General features: G+C 42.5%; 13 protein-coding genes and 6 tRNA genes. 12 read left to right on the plus strand and 7 right to left on the minus strand.

Annotation, left to right across the window (positions count from 1 at the left end):
- The first annotated feature begins 5 nt into the window (after nt 1–5).
- From OFO07_RS06165 to OFO07_RS06200, 8 genes are all read left to right on the plus strand, one after another.
- Entirely contained in the window at nt 6–3,152 is a 3,147-nt protein-coding gene (locus OFO07_RS06165; RefSeq protein WP_270871327.1) for an efflux RND transporter permease subunit, read from the plus strand.
- A complete protein-coding gene (locus OFO07_RS06170) occupies nt 3,142–4,593 on the plus strand; it encodes an efflux transporter outer membrane subunit (RefSeq protein ID WP_270871328.1) in 1,452 nt (483 codons plus the stop codon). The genes OFO07_RS06165 and OFO07_RS06170 overlap by 11 nt, the downstream gene beginning before the upstream one ends.
- Nucleotides 4,594–4,674: 81 nt before the next feature.
- Nucleotides 4,675–4,762, plus strand: a tRNA-Ser gene (locus OFO07_RS06175).
- Between the two features lie 81 nt (nt 4,763–4,843).
- Nucleotides 4,844–6,265 carry an SPFH domain-containing protein gene (locus OFO07_RS06180; protein WP_270871329.1) on the plus strand — a complete coding sequence of 474 codons (1,422 nt, stop codon included), beginning with the start codon at nt 4,844–4,846 and terminating at the stop codon, nt 6,263–6,265.
- 95 nt (nt 6,266–6,360) lie between these two features.
- Nucleotides 6,361–6,801: a MarR family winged helix-turn-helix transcriptional regulator gene (locus OFO07_RS06185; protein WP_270858614.1), complete on the plus strand. Its 441-nt coding sequence runs from the start codon at nt 6,361–6,363 to the stop codon at nt 6,799–6,801.
- A 16-nt stretch (nt 6,802–6,817) separates the two neighbouring features.
- Nucleotides 6,818–7,348, plus strand: a complete 531-nt coding sequence (locus tag OFO07_RS06190; protein ID WP_270871330.1) for an ester cyclase — start codon at nt 6,818–6,820, stop codon at nt 7,346–7,348.
- Nucleotides 7,349–7,367: 19 nt separating this feature from the next.
- The gene (locus OFO07_RS06195; protein WP_270864667.1) at nt 7,368–7,754 is read left to right on the plus strand and encodes a cupin domain-containing protein; all 387 of its coding nucleotides are present in this window, start codon (nt 7,368–7,370) and stop codon (nt 7,752–7,754) included.
- A gap of 113 nt (nt 7,755–7,867) precedes the next feature.
- Entirely contained in the window at nt 7,868–8,212 is a 345-nt protein-coding gene (locus OFO07_RS06200; protein WP_270871331.1) for a phenylpyruvate tautomerase MIF-related protein, read from the plus strand.
- A gap of 80 nt (nt 8,213–8,292) precedes the next feature.
- Here the strand turns inward: OFO07_RS06200 and OFO07_RS06205 are convergent, their stop codons facing one another.
- The 6 genes from OFO07_RS06205 to OFO07_RS06230 all read right to left on the minus strand — a co-directional run bounded on the left by OFO07_RS06205 (nt 8,293) and on the right by OFO07_RS06230 (nt 9,499).
- Nucleotides 8,293–8,832, minus strand: coding sequence for a hypothetical protein (locus OFO07_RS06205; protein WP_270871332.1), 540 nt, complete (start codon nt 8,830–8,832; stop codon nt 8,293–8,295).
- Between the two features lie 121 nt (nt 8,833–8,953).
- Nucleotides 8,954–9,041 (minus strand) — tRNA-Ser (locus tag OFO07_RS06210).
- A 6-nt stretch (nt 9,042–9,047) separates the two neighbouring features.
- Nucleotides 9,048–9,200, minus strand: a complete 153-nt coding sequence (locus OFO07_RS06215; RefSeq protein ID WP_270858610.1) for a hypothetical protein — start codon at nt 9,198–9,200, stop codon at nt 9,048–9,050.
- An 18-nt stretch (nt 9,201–9,218) separates the two neighbouring features.
- A tRNA-Cys gene (locus OFO07_RS06220) sits at nt 9,219–9,292 on the minus strand.
- An 18-nt stretch (nt 9,293–9,310) separates the two neighbouring features.
- A tRNA-Leu gene (locus OFO07_RS06225) sits at nt 9,311–9,400 on the minus strand.
- 24 nt (nt 9,401–9,424) lie between these two features.
- Nucleotides 9,425–9,499, minus strand: a tRNA-Gly gene (locus OFO07_RS06230).
- A gap of 115 nt (nt 9,500–9,614) precedes the next feature.
- Here OFO07_RS06230 and OFO07_RS06235 point away from each other — a divergent pair.
- Nucleotides 9,615–9,690 (plus strand) — tRNA-Ala (locus OFO07_RS06235).
- 237 nt (nt 9,691–9,927) lie between these two features.
- Nucleotides 9,928–10,380: a type II secretion system protein gene (locus OFO07_RS06240; protein ID WP_270862674.1), complete on the plus strand. Its 453-nt coding sequence runs from the start codon at nt 9,928–9,930 to the stop codon at nt 10,378–10,380.
- Nucleotides 10,381–10,439: 59 nt separating this feature from the next.
- Here OFO07_RS06240 and OFO07_RS06245 read toward each other — a convergent pair whose 3' ends face one another.
- Nucleotides 10,440–11,246, minus strand: a complete 807-nt coding sequence (locus tag OFO07_RS06245) for a transporter substrate-binding domain-containing protein (protein WP_270858608.1) — start codon at nt 11,244–11,246, stop codon at nt 10,440–10,442.
- 224 nt (nt 11,247–11,470) lie between these two features.
- Here OFO07_RS06245 and OFO07_RS06250 point away from each other — a divergent pair, with 224 nt between their 5' ends.
- The gene (locus tag OFO07_RS06250; RefSeq protein WP_270871333.1) at nt 11,471–12,469 is read left to right on the plus strand and encodes a putative transporter; all 999 of its coding nucleotides are present in this window, start codon (nt 11,471–11,473) and stop codon (nt 12,467–12,469) included.
- A gap of 1 nt (nt 12,470) precedes the next feature.
- Nucleotides 12,471–13,607 (plus strand): Mbeg1-like protein, encoded by a 1,137-nt coding sequence (locus OFO07_RS06255; protein WP_270871334.1) that lies wholly within the window; start codon nt 12,471–12,473, stop codon nt 13,605–13,607.
- Nucleotides 13,608–13,666: the final 59 nt, after the last annotated feature.

Below are 13,666 nucleotides of genomic sequence, written 5' to 3' on the forward strand. Positions count from 1 at the left end.
CAAGTATGTTTTCTAAATTTTTTATCAATCGCCCAGTTTTCGCAAGCGTTATTTCGATTATTATCGTTATTGCTGGAACGATTTGTCTATTTATCGCCCCTGTGGAGGAATACCCGCAACTCACCCCACCTCAAATTTCAGTTACAGCCACATATAGTGGCGCAGACGCGCAGACTATCTCTGATACCGTCGCTTCGCCACTAGAAAACGCAATCAACGGCGTCGATGATATGATTTATATGAGTTCATCATCTAGCTCGTCAGGTAGGGCAAATATCAGCGTGTTTTTCAAGGTCGGCACCGATCCGCAAGAAGCACTCGTAAATGTAAATAACAGAGTAAATCCAGCCCTAACCACGCTTCCAACCGAAGTGCAAAGAATGGGCGTTAGCGTTACAGAGCGTTCATCATCTATACTTTCTGCGTTTTTCTTTTATGACCCAACAGGTCAAATGAGCCCGCTTGATATCCAAAACTATGTCAGCATTAATGTCGTCGATGAGCTAAAACGCGTTAGTGGTGTGGGCGACGCGCAGGCCCTTGGCACGAAGGATTACTCAATGAGAATTTGGGTAAATCCAGGACTTATGGCCAAACACAATGTCGTATCATCTGACATAATCGCAGCCATTAGAGAGCAAAACAGCCAATACCCAGCCGGAAAGCTAGGCGAGCAACCAAACGATTTGGGTAACCCTTATGTCTATGCAATCCAGCCAGAGGGGCGTTTGAAAACGGTCGAAGAGTTTGAAAATGTAATCATTAGAGCCAGTGATGATGGTAAATTTTTGCGTGTAAAAGATGTCGCTAGGGTCGAGCTAGGGGCTGAGAGCCTTATCATCAATGGTAAATACCAAGGATACGACGCAACGCCAGTTTTTATCTATCAACAAAACGGCGCAAACGCCATTGCTACGCTTGATGCCGTAACTGCGCGTTTAGAGCAGTTAAAGCAAAATTTCCCAGGCGCGCTGACTTATAGCAACGGATACGACACGACAGAATTCGTAAAAGTCTCTATCGAAGAGGTTATTCATACTTTTATCGAAGCGATGATTTTGGTCGTTTTGGTTATTTATATGTTCTTAGGAAATTTCCGCGCGACGATTATTCCAATGCTAGCGGTGCCAGTATCGATTTGTGGCGCGTTTATCGGAATTTACGCTTTTGGATTTTCGATAAATTTAATTACCCTTTTCGCCCTAGTTTTGGCTATCGGTATCGTCGTCGATGACGCTATTATCGTTATCGAAAATGTGGAGAGAATTTTGCACGAAGAGCGAAATTTAAGTGTCAAAGAGGCCACGATTAAGGCAATGGACGAGATCGTAAGTCCGGTAATTTCAATCGTGCTTGTTTTGGCGGCAGTTTTCGTGCCAGTTGCTTTTATGGAGGGATTTGTCGGCGTTATCCAAAGACAATTCGCGCTCACACTTGTCTCATCTGTGGTTTTCTCTGGATTTGTCGCCCTTACTCTAACCCCTGCGCTGTGCGCGCTTTTACTTCGTAAAAAAGAGGCCGAGCCGTTTTGGTTAGTGCGCAAATTTAACGAATTTTTCGATTTTTCAACCCGCCTTTTCTCAGCAGGTGTTGCAAAAATTTTGCGCCATGTGATTTTATCGTTGTGCCTTGTGGGAATTATTATTTTTGTGATGTTAGAGTTATTTAAAATTACTCCTGGCGGACTTGTGCCAGCAGAGGATAAAGGCTATGTAATGGGCTTTTCGACACTTCCATCAGCTAGACCTTTGGTGGCTACTGAAAAACACATGGATTTCTTGCGTGGCACACTTTCACAAAACCCAAATGTCGAAGCAATCACCACAATCGCGGGATTTGATATGATGGCAGGTGGTGCTAGGGAAAATTCAGGCGTATTTTTCTCTAAACTCAAACCTTGGGAAGTCCGCCCTGAGGCAAACCAATCAGCCCAATCAATCGCAAACGCGCTAACTGGACAGCTTTTTGTCATGGATAGAAGCGCGATGACCTTTGCCCTAACCCCACCTCCGATCAATGGTTTATCAATGACTGGTGGATTTGAAGTGTATGCAGAAAATACTACGGGTAAAAACTATCAACAAATCGCCGATGATATGGCGCGAATAGTCGCCAAAGCTTCGCAAAATCCAGCTTTGCAAAATGTCCGTTCTACGCTAGATGTAAATTTCCCACAATACAATCTAAGCCTAGATAAGGAAAAAATCAAAATGCTTGGAATTTCAATCCCTGATATTTTTACGACGATAAATTCGACTATCGGACAATACTACATAAACGATTTTAACCTTTTGGGTAAGACATACCGCGTCTATATGAGAGCAGAGCAGCTCTTCCGCGATACGCCAAATGATTTAAGGACGCTTTATGTGCGCTCAGCTAGTGGAAATTTGGTTTCGCTTGATTCGGTTGTAAATTTAGAACGCGCCAAAGGCCCTGATATCGTCGATCGTTTCAACGGCTTCCCAGCAGCTAGACTTATGGGCGATCCTGCCCCTGGATATACTTCTGGTCAGGCAATTGACGCTATTAGAGATACGATTCTTGGCGAATTCCCTACTGGATACACTCTTGGCTGGTCGGGCACGGCTTATCAAGAGGTAAATGCAGCAGGAACTGGTGCAAAGGCCTTTGCGTTTGGACTTTTGTTTGTATTTTTGATTTTGGCGGCGCAGTATGAGAGGTGGCTAATGCCAATGGCTGTTCTTACAGCCGTGCCATTTAGCGTGTTTGGTGCGCTTTTATTCACATGGGCTAGGGGATTAAATAATGATATATATTTTCAAATCGGACTTATTTTGCTTATCGGACTTGCAGCAAAAAATGCAATCTTAATCGTCGAATTTGCTATGCAAGAGTATCAACACGGCGGAAAAAGTATCGCAGAAGCGGCGATTAGTGCTGCAAAAATGCGTTTTAGACCGATTGTTATGACATCTTTGGCTTTTGGTCTTGGTGTTTTGCCTATGGTACTTGCCACAGGAGCAGGTTCTGCTAGCCGTCACGCGCTAGGAACTGGCGTGCTTGGTGGAATTTTGGCTGCTTCGACGATAGCGATTTTCTTCGTGCCGCTATTTTTCTACCTTTTGGAGAGCTTTAATGCGTGGCTAGATAAGCGAAAAATAAAATCAGAGGAAAAAGATGAAAACTAAAATTTTACTAGGAATTTTAACTGGCGCACTGATTAGCGGTTGCAGCTTTAAGCCTGATATGCCTACTCGCCATATCGAGTATAGATCTGGATACGAGGCGACAAATGTGAGCCAAATGTGGTGGAAAAGCTACAACGACACCCAGCTAAATGCGCTAATTGATAGTGCTTTGGCGAATAATTCTGATTTAATGCTGGCTTTAAATAACATCGAGCGCGCAAGGCTAAATTTAGGTCTAAGTAAGCTTGAATATCTACCAAATATCGGAATTTCAGGCTCTGCAATGCGCCAAAATAATTATGCTAATATGCCTGATTCAAATTCTCACGCTTCTTACGCGATTTCGGCGCCACTTAGCTATGAGATTGATTTTTGGGGTAGGGTGCGAAACAGCGTGAGTGCTAGCGCGGCGCAGTATATGGGGACTAAATACGATTATGAAACAGCCAAAAACACAATCACTAGCGCGGTTGCAAGCTCGTATTTCGCACTTTTATCCCTAAAAGAGCAAGAAAGAATTCTAACTAAATCGCTAAAAAGCTACGAGCAGACGCAAAATTACCGCAAAAAAGAGCTAGAAGCTGGTGCGATAAATCAAATCACGCTTAGCCAAGCAAGTGCCGCTGTGCAAAACGCCAAAGCAAGCCTAATCGCCGTGCAAAACCAAATTTCTCAGGTGCAAACCTCGCTTGCGATTTTAGCCGGCAAAAGCTACGATGGGGTCGTAAATCCGCAAATCCTCACAGCTGCAAAACTGCCTAATGCCCCACAAATCCCAAGTGGCGTGCCAAGCGATGTTTTGCTTCATCGCCCAGATGTGGCAAAGGCCTTGGAGGATTTGCGTGCTAGCAATTTCCTAGTCGGCGTTGCCAAGGCAGGGTATTTCCCGACTATCTCGCTAACTGGGGCGTTTGGCTATGCAAGTAGCGATTTTGATAGATTGATTAGCTCGACTACTAGCTCGTGGAGTATCGGTGGCTCACTCGTGGGACCTTTGCTTGATTTTGGGCGAACTAAAAAGAGGGTCGATATCGCAAATGTCGATCAAAACTCATCTTTTATCGCTTATGACAAGGCGCTAAAAACGGCTCTTGGCGATGTCAAAGACGCCCTAACTACACTTAAAAACGCAAAAGAACGCAAAAAAGCGATGAGTGATTTGCTAAGCTCGCAACGCAAAATTTACAAAGACGCGACCGAGCTTTATAACGCTGGGTATTCTAGCCATTTAGAATTCCTAGACGCGCAACGCAATCTTTTAAACACAGAACTTGCCAAAGTGGGCGCTGATTTGGAGGAATTAGAAGCTAGCGTAAATGCTTACAAGGCGCTTGGCGGGGGATTTAGCATAAGCGACGAGGAGCTAAAAGAGATTTTAGGAGCTGATGCCGATACTGCGCCTGATATGTCTGCTGTGCCGATAGATAGGATATTTAGGTGAAATTTGCGGAATTTTAAAATTCCGCAAATTTTCAAATTTCAGCTTCAAATTTAAAATTTTAGTTATAATCCAAACCTTTTTAGACAGGTGTCCGAGTGGTCGAAGGAGCACGCCTGGAACGCGTGTGAGGTGCAAGCCTCCGAGGGTTCGAATCCCTTCCTGTCTGCCAGAATGCAAATTACAGAATAAATTTTATTTAAATCAAATTTTGCTTATAATTGCGCCTTAAATTTTATTACAAGGAGGGGTGATGTTTTCGCCTGTTTTGATTGGATTTGGTGGCGGTTTGGTCGCTATTGTAGTCATTTGTGTGCTTGCGGCTATGTATTTTAGGACCGTCGTGGAGACAAACGAGGTTCATATCGTCCAAAGCGCGCGCAAAACGCAAAGTTTTGGCAAAGACACTGGAAATGGAAATGTGTATTATAATTTCCCGGGTTGGGTGCCGATTTTAGGCGTTAGCAAGATAATTTTGCCAGTTTCAGTATTTAGTATCAAAATCGAGGCTTACGAGGCTTATGATGTGGGCAGGCTACCATTTGTCGTGGATATCACGGCGTTTTTCCGCATTGCCGATTCAAATTTAGCCGCCCAAAGGGTCAAAGACTTCGACGATCTCAAAAAGCAACTCACAGATATTATCCAAGGCTCAATCCGCTCGATTTTAGCCAAACGAGAGCTCGAAGAAATTCTCACAATCCGCTCCGCCCTAGGCGAGGACTTTACAGTTTCGGTTCAATCTCAGCTCGAAAACTGGGGCATTGCGCCTGTGAAAAATATCGAATTAATGGATATTAAGGACAAAGATGGCGAAAAGGTCATTTTCAACATAATGGAAAAGAAAAAATCAGCTATCGAAAAAGATAGCCGTGTCGAGGTCGCCGAAAACCGCAAACGAGCCCAAATCGCCGAAATCGAAGCCAAAAGAGAAACCGAAATCAAAGAGCAAGAAGCCCTAAAACTCGTAGGACTAAAAACCGTCGAGCAAGAGCGTGAGGTCGCAATCAGCAAAGAACAAGCCAAACAAGTGGTAAAAGAGCAGGAAAAAATCACCCAAGAAAAGGCAATGGAGGTCGTGCGCGTCCAAGATGTCAAAAAAGCAGAGATTAAAAAGCAAGTAGAAATTGTCCAAGCTGAGCAAGAACAGCGCAAAATCGAAATCGACGCGGAGGCCAAGAAAACAGCCAAAATCAAGGAAGCCGAAGCCCAGAAAGAAAACCAAATCCTAATCGCGCAAGGCGATAAAGAAAGGCAGTTTTTGGAGGCGGCTGCGCTTTTGGAAATCAAAGACAAAGAGAGCCAAGGTATCGCAAAAATAGGAACCGCTGAGGCTGAGGCTTTGAGATTAAAAGAGCTAGCCCCTGTCAATGCGCAAATCGAGCTAGCGCGTGAAATCGGCGAAAACGAGGGCTATCAAACATATCTAATCTCAATCGAGCAAATCAAGGCTAACCGCGACATCGGCTTAGAACAGGCCAAAGCCCTAACTAGCGCAGATCTAAAAATCATCGCAAACAATGGCAATGTAAGCGAGGGGCTAAATTCGCTTGGTGGCGTGCTAAGCACGAGTGGTGGCACAAAAATCGCCTCCATGCTAGAAGGGCTAGCCCAAAGCGAGCTAGGAAAACAGCTTGTCGATAAAATCACCAAGCCAAAAGAGGGCGAGAAATAAAATTTAACCCCAAATTTGGGGTTAAATTTTATAATACTAGACTTGACATTAATTCGAAATCTAACTATAATACGCCCTAAATTTCAGGGGCAAAAATGAAAAAAGAACGCAAAAGCATATTTTTAAGCGCACAGCTTGTAAGAGAGGCAAATGATTACATTATAAACGAATTTAAAAGGCTTGAAATTTTAGGGATTTCACCCAGCCACGGGGATATTTTTCACTATCTTTTTGGGGGTAAAATTTTAAGTCCAGCCCAAATTGCCACTAAAATCAACCGCACAAAAGCAACTGTTACAACCCTGCTTGATAGGCTCGAAATGGACGGCTATTTGGTGCGAGAAAAGGACAAAAACGACGCAAGAAGCGTAAATGTAAAACTCACGCCAAAAGGCGAGAGTTTAAAGCCGAAATTTGATGAAATTTCAAAGAATTTAAATAAAATTTTAGCGAAAAATTTTAGCGAATTTGAATTAGACGCGCTAGATACGCTTTTAAGCCGTGCGATTAAAAATTTTAATAAAAAAATTAATTAGATATCAAAGGAAATTTATGAAAAAATTTACGATTTTTGCTGTTTTTGTGAGTCAAATTTTATGCGCTAATTCAAATTTAGCCCAAAGCTTAGAGCCAAATTTTAACCAAATTTGCTACCAAAGCAGGGTCAAATCCGAGTGCAACAAAGAGGCTATGGCGCACTTCCAAACCGCCATAAATACCGCTGATACCGCCTTGGCAGAGAAGCTAATAAACCAAAACGCTACATTTTTTACCCCAGTTTCCAAAGACCCGCTTTATGGCGGCGCAGGGTATATCTCGGTGGTAAATTTCATGAGACAAAGCTTCCCTGATATCAAATGGCAAATCAAAGATATCGTCGCAAACGACGCTGTGGTGGCTGTTTTGTGGGAGTGTAGCGGCACACACGAGAGGGGCGAATTTTACGGCAAAAAGGCGGACGGAGCAAAATTTTCGTTTAGCACGATGAATTTTTACTATTTTGACGAAAATGGCAAAATCACAAACGATGTCGCAGGCGAGGGGCTTGCGGGGCTTTTAATCGATCTTGAAATTTTAAAATAATCTTATTTAAGGAGAAAAAATGAAAAACTACACTTTTGCAAGGCTCGATAGCAACGAGCGCGTCGAGTTTAAAGAGCTTTTAGGTCTAAGCGGTTGCGAGATTAGCTTAAACACCCTGCCAGCTGGCATTAGCGTGCCTTTCGTGCATGCGCATGTCCAAAACGAAGAGGTCTATATCGTGCTTGAAGGCAGCGGCAAGCTTTTCATCGACGGCGAAGAAATCGCAATCAAAAAGGGCGATATTTTCAAAATCGACCCAAGCGGCGAACGCTGTATCAGCGCAGGCGACGAGGCGATTAGATTCCTTTGTATCCAGGTCAAGGCAGGCTCTTTGGAGCAATACACCGACACCGACGGCGTTTTGCGCGAGGGGATTAAGCCAAGCTGGCTATTTAATGTAAAATAGTGGAATTTGGAAATTCCGCTTCGCAAGCTTGTAATACTGCACCCGAATTTTAAAATTCGGCGCAAAATTAGAAATTTGCGAAGCGGGGAAAATTTAAAATTTAAGGGGTTTTTATGCCGTATATCGATGCGAAATTTAGCGCGAAATTTGATGAAAAAACACTACAAAGCGTCGCGGGTGCGCTTTGTAATGCCGTAAGTGAGGCGTTTGGCAAAAAAAGTGAGAGCATAATGAGCGCGGTAGAGTGCGACAAGGCGCTTTTTATCTCGCAAAATGCGGTTGCAAATGGCGCGTATATCGCAATCTCGCTGCTAGGAATTAGCGTAGAAAAGCAAAAATGCGAGGTTTGCGTTAGGCTTGTGAGCGAGGCGTTGCGTGGCTTTGGCATAAACCCCGATGAGGTGTATGTGACATTTCACCCAATCCTGCTATGGGGCAGAGGCGAGAAGATGTTTTAGGGCGAAATGAGCTTTAAAATTTGGATTTAAATTTAGGCGAAAAATTTAGCCAAATTTCAAAATTTGGCTAAATTTTAAATTTACTTGATTTTTTCTATCTGTTCGACTAACTCTTTTGCGATTGCGACAATGGCACCATTTTCGAAATCATCGCTTCTGTTTGCGCCAGCAATCGTTTTTAGGTTGCCAAAAAATCCAGGGTTATATCGCATTTTGTTGTTTTGGGTTACGGCTCTTACGATTTCATTGTTTTTTATGATTTTGATTTCGTAAGTAAAGAAGATATTGCCGATAGAATCGGTTTTTGCAAAGGTTGCCTCCCCTACAAATTCTCTTTGATAATCTAAATCTATATGAATTTGCTCACTAGAATTTGCGTTTAAAAGATTTTTTTGTGCTAGTTGATTTTTGATTTCATTGTTTAACTTGGTTTCTACGACGCTTTTGTCTTGATAAACAACTTTTTCTGGCTGATGATTTTGTATGAAATTTAGATTTATAGCATCAAATTTATACACGCCACTTATCGGCCGGGAGGGCGTTTGTGCGCTATTTCCCACGCAACCTGTTAAAAATAGGCTAAAAATTATAGCCAAAGCAAAAGAAAATAATTTTTTCATAAGGTCTCCTTAAAATTTTCATTAGCAAGGCAGACGCCAAGCTCTGTTTGATTTTTAAATTCGAAAAATGATTTTATCGGTAAAATTTTAAAAGAAAGTAAAAAAAATTGATTTAAAAAAGTGGCCGGGAGATAGGGATTCGAACCCCAGGAGGTGTTACCCTCAACGGTTTTCAAGACCGCCGCTTTCGACCGCTCAGCCATCTCCCGATAGAATTATTCTGTTTTTTCGCTGACCCACTCTGCGCCGTTATGAACCTTTTCCTTCGTCCATTGACCAGCGTTTTTTGAGTCTTGTTTCACGCCTTGCCATGTGTTTGAACACCCGCTAAACGCCAAAACTAAAAGTATCGTAACTATATATTTCATAGACTCTCCTTGTTGTTTTGGAAGCGACACCCGGATTCGAACCGGGGATCAAGGCTTTGCAGGCCCATGCCTTACCGCTTGGCTATGTCGCCACACTAAGCCGTTTTTGGTGGTGCCCGGAGCCGGACTTGAACCGGCACGGAAGAAAAAATTCCGAGGGATTTTAAGTCCCTTGCGTCTACCAATTCCGCCATCCGGGCACATTTTCAACACATACAAAATCATGGAGCGGGAAACGAGAGTCGAACTCGCGACATCAACCATGGCAAGGTTGCGCTCTACCACTGAGCTATTCCCGCGTCAAAAACGAAAGCTGATTTTAGCAAATTAAAACTTAAAATTTTATTTTATTTGCAAAATTTCTCTTTTTTAAATTCATTATAAGCTAAAAAGTGTAAAATTACAGAGCTTTTTGGGGTTATAGCTCAGCTGGGAGAGCGCTTGAATGGCATTCAAGAGGTCGGCGGTTCGATCCCGCTTAACTCCACCATTTTATTTTAAATCCACACTCATTTAACACTGCGCCGAATTTGAAATTTCATATATTTTATCATTGTTGGTGAAGCGAAATAAGCGTGCTAATCTAGTAAAATTTAGAGAATTTTAAAAATTTGAGAATTGAAATTTGTTTGAATTTCGCTATATTGTTTGCCCGCGATGACAAACCGGCCAAATTTACAAAATTTCATCATTAAATGCTATACTCGAAAAAACAAAAGGAAATCCTATGAAAAAAGCATTTAGTATGGTTGAGCTTGTTTTTGTGATTGTGATTGTTGGGATTTTGGTTGGCGTTGCGCTTCCACGCTTACAAGCTTCGAGAGATGATGCCTTGGTCGTGGCGGCCAAAAACGACCTAAAAACCGCACTTAGCGATGTCATCGCCTATAATCTCACGCAGGGGCGGTATTCGACCAATATCAAGGACATGACGAGCGTGGATTTTAAAAACAGCGTTTTTCGCGTGAAAAAGCGGGATTGTTTGAAGTTTATTTTCCACGGCATGAGCGTTATGGAGGTGCGGATTGATAGAGCTGGGCTGTGCGGGAGAGTGCTAGAAGGCTCTGCGGTCGAACCATACCTCAAAATGGACGCAGGAGAGCTCAAACACAGCGATAGCGTATCATATATCCCGCTGGATAGTTCGACGATTTCTGCGATAAATGGAGCGAAATTTTAGTAAAATTCTGCAAATTTCAAAATTTAATGTAAAATTTTGGGCAAATTTTGCCCAAAATTTTAGAAAAACGATTTATAAACATTGTCGAGTAGGAAGTATTTTTTATCAATCGTGCCCTTGTAAAACGGCTCAAAGGTCTCGTTATAGGCTTTTGTGAAAAATCCCTCTTTGCTCAGAGCGATGATTTGCTCGTTTAAAAATTCAAGCAAACTTGTGTTACCTTTTTGGATTGCGATTGATAGAAAAACGGTGTTGCCAAGGTTTGAGAGTTTGACCTCCATTGTGGGGTCAAAAATCGGATAAGCATAGACAAAAAGGTTGTTATTGACATAGCCGTCAAGTTCGCCATTTTTGACTTTTTTATAGCAATCGACGCTGTCGTTGCAATAAGTGATAGGAATCCCCTCTTTATTCAAAAATGCTTCGCCTGTGGTTTTAAGCAATGCGCCGATTTTTTTGCCTTTTAAATCCAAGACAGACTTGATGTCGCTACCTTTTCTGGTGAGAAGACCCAAATTTACAGTAAAATACGGAGCCGTGAAGTCGGCTAAATGGGCGCGCTCTGGCGTTACAGACACAGCGGCAACTATCATATCAGCTTTATTTTCTTGTAAAAGCGGAAAACGCACATCGTTGGTAACGCCCATGAGGCTTATGTGACCTTGTTTCTCGCCAAAAATCCTTTTTGCCAAAATTTCGGCAAGCTCGACCTCAAATCCCTCGAATTTACCATTGACAAGCTCGCCAAATGGCGGTTCAGCGTCATACACGCCGATACGGATTTCACCTCGCGCTCTAATCTCATCGAGCGAATACGAAAATGCGCTTGTCGCAAGGACAGCCAATGCCAAAAGAAACTTTTTCATGGTATTTCCTTTTTGTAGTTTTGCGCAAATCTGCGCCTGGCAAATTGAAATTTGCAACTTTTGCGGGGGGGGATTTACTCCTTTTTGATATTTTATCGCAAAGAGTAGCGAAAATTTAATTAAAATTTGATAATGTAGTTACAAATTTAATTTAAATTTTACAAAAATTCCAAAATTTAATAAATTTCAGTAAAATCACGGATTAAATTTCACAAAGGCGGGTAATGTTTTCATCGTTTTTTAAAAGCAAAAAATGGCGAATTTTGGCTTGGGGCGGACTAATTTTTATACTCGGTATTAATCTTTTTCAAACCATTTTAAATGTCAAATTTAACGAGTGGTATAGGGCGTTTTACGATATGGGCGGCGAGATCGACAAGCACACGATTGACGAGTTTTATGAGGCTATGCTTTTGTTTTTGTGGCTTGCGATGTGGTTTATATTTGCGGCTGTTTCTGAGCGCTATATCACGCGCGTATGGGTGCTAAAATGGCGCGAGGCGATGACATTTTCATACATTGGCTTTTGGCGTAGGGTAGAGCGCGACATAGAGGGTAGCTCACAGCGTATCCAAGAGGACATTTATCGTTTCACAAAAACGCTCGAAGATGTGGGCATGCGAATTGTCTATGCTTTTATGACGCTATTTGCGTTTATTCCGATTTTATGGGGGCTAAGTAGCGGGATAAATTTGCCCTTTATCAAGGATATTCCAGGCTCTCTTGTTTGGATTGCGCTAGCTGTGAGCGTGGGTGGGCTTGGCGTGTCGTGGTTCGTGGGCAGGTATCTACCACGCCTAGAATACAACAACCAAAAGGTCGAAGCAGCCTTTCGAAAAGAGCTAGTTTTTGCCGAGGAGGACAAGGCGAATTACGGAAGCGAGGAGAAGCTCATTTCGCTTTTTGACAAGCTTAAATTTAACTACCACAAGCTCTTTTTGCACTATTTGTATTTTGATACATGGCTTCATACATACTCGCAAATTCTCGTCATCGTGCCATATCTGATAATGGGACCAGGTCTTTTTACCAAGGTAATCACGCTTGGCGTGCTAATCCAAACAGCAAATGCCTTTAACAAAGTGCGCCAAAGTTTTAGCGTATTTACGGAGAATTGGACGACGATAACCGAACTTCGCTCGATCCACATGAGACTTAGCGAGTTTGAGAAAAACATAGGCTACGACCCAAAACTAGCCTTGCAGGCTGAATTTAGGGCGTAAAATGGCGAATATCAACGACTATCTTTTTTGGCGCGGGGATTTGAAATTTAGCGAGCGTAAATTTAACGAATTAGACGCGCTTGTTTTGGCGCGATTTTCGTATTTGCCGTTTCATAAAATTTCGCTTTTTAATGGCGGAAATTTGGGTGAAATTTGCGAAAATTTGGCGAATTTAAGCGATGATGAGTTTTTGTGGGAGGGCGATAAAACACTCGCGCTAAATTTAGCCCAAAGCGCGCGTTTTGGGGATTTGCGCGTAAGCGATATAGAGCGAGATAACGACAAAGAGGCAATCAGGCAGTTTGGCGCGCTGTGTATTCATTTGGGCGAGGAAGAAATTTTCGTATCGTTTATCGGCACGGATAATTCGATTTTGGGCTGGCAAGAGGACTTTAATATGGCGTTTTTAAAAGAGCTTCCTTGCCAAATCTCAGGGCTTAAATATCTAGAAAAAATCGCGCAAAAATATCCGCATGCGCGCCTTAAAATCGGCGGACACTCAAAGGGCGGAAATGTGGCGATTTACTCAGCGCTTAGGGCAAATCCCGGCGTGCATGGTCGCATAATAAAGGTCTATAACTACGACGGACCGGGGTTTTTGCCGGAATTTTACGAACAAAATTTAAGTGGCGAAATTTTATCAAAAATCCAAACCTATATCCCAAATGAGAGCATTATCGGAAATCTGCTAAGCCACAAAGAGAGCATAAAAATCGTCCAATCTAACGCCAAACTTGTCTTTGCGCACGATATTTTTAGCTGGGAGGTGGGCAGGGAGGATTTTATCTACGCCGAAAATCTTAGCAATTCGAGCAAGATTATTGATAAGACTTTGAGCGATTTTATGCAAAACACTACCGCCACTCAGCGCAAAATCGCAATCGAGGCGGTTTTTGAGCTATTTAATGCGACCAGCCTCGATACCTTCGCACAAATCCCGCATAACCTGCCACTCGCGGTGCCTCAAATTTTGCAAAAATACAAAACGGTTGCAAAGGATGATAAAAAAATGATAGCAAATATGCTCTTGCAAATCGCCTCTGCCTACCTCGAAAATCTCGCCAAGCACACGAACGATAAAATCAAGGATAAAAGGCAGTCTTACAAAGATAAATTCAAGGAAAAATGGCAAATTTAGGGGCTAAAATTTAGTGAAATTTGGGCTAAATTTGGCGAAATTTTAAAATTTCGCCAAAA

The sequence above is a fragment of the Campylobacter sp. JMF_06 NA1 genome (assembly GCF_027737785.1).
Classification (GTDB): Bacteria; Campylobacterota; Campylobacteria; order Campylobacterales; family Campylobacteraceae; genus Campylobacter_B.

Bases quoted from the DNA above. Each gene is read 5' to 3' on its own strand.
- OFO07_RS06205 (WP_270871332.1), bottom strand. From the start codon at position 8,832: ATGAAAAAATTATTTTCTTTTGCTTTGGCTATAATTTTTAGCCTATTT.
- OFO07_RS06250 (WP_270871333.1), top strand. From the start codon at position 11,471: ATGTTTTCATCGTTTTTTAAAAGCAAAAAATGGCGAATTTTGGCTTGG.
- OFO07_RS06185 (WP_270858614.1), top strand. From the start codon at position 6,361: ATGAAAAAAGAACGCAAAAGCATATTTTTAAGCGCACAGCTTGTAAGA.
- OFO07_RS06215 (WP_270858610.1), bottom strand. From the start codon at position 9,200: ATGAAATATATAGTTACGATACTTTTAGTTTTGGCGTTTAGCGGGTGT.
- OFO07_RS06190 (WP_270871330.1), top strand. From the start codon at position 6,818: ATGAAAAAATTTACGATTTTTGCTGTTTTTGTGAGTCAAATTTTATGC.
- OFO07_RS06255 (WP_270871334.1), top strand. From the start codon at position 12,471: ATGGCGAATATCAACGACTATCTTTTTTGGCGCGGGGATTTGAAATTT.
- OFO07_RS06195 (WP_270864667.1), top strand. From the start codon at position 7,368: ATGAAAAACTACACTTTTGCAAGGCTCGATAGCAACGAGCGCGTCGAG.
- OFO07_RS06180 (WP_270871329.1), top strand. From the start codon at position 4,844: ATGTTTTCGCCTGTTTTGATTGGATTTGGTGGCGGTTTGGTCGCTATT.
- OFO07_RS06240 (WP_270862674.1), top strand. From the start codon at position 9,928: ATGAAAAAAGCATTTAGTATGGTTGAGCTTGTTTTTGTGATTGTGATT.
- OFO07_RS06170 (WP_270871328.1), top strand. From the start codon at position 3,142: ATGAAAACTAAAATTTTACTAGGAATTTTAACTGGCGCACTGATTAGC.
- OFO07_RS06165 (WP_270871327.1), top strand. From the start codon at position 6: ATGTTTTCTAAATTTTTTATCAATCGCCCAGTTTTCGCAAGCGTTATT.
- OFO07_RS06245 (WP_270858608.1), bottom strand. From the start codon at position 11,246: ATGAAAAAGTTTCTTTTGGCATTGGCTGTCCTTGCGACAAGCGCATTT.
- OFO07_RS06200 (WP_270871331.1), top strand. From the start codon at position 7,868: ATGCCGTATATCGATGCGAAATTTAGCGCGAAATTTGATGAAAAAACA.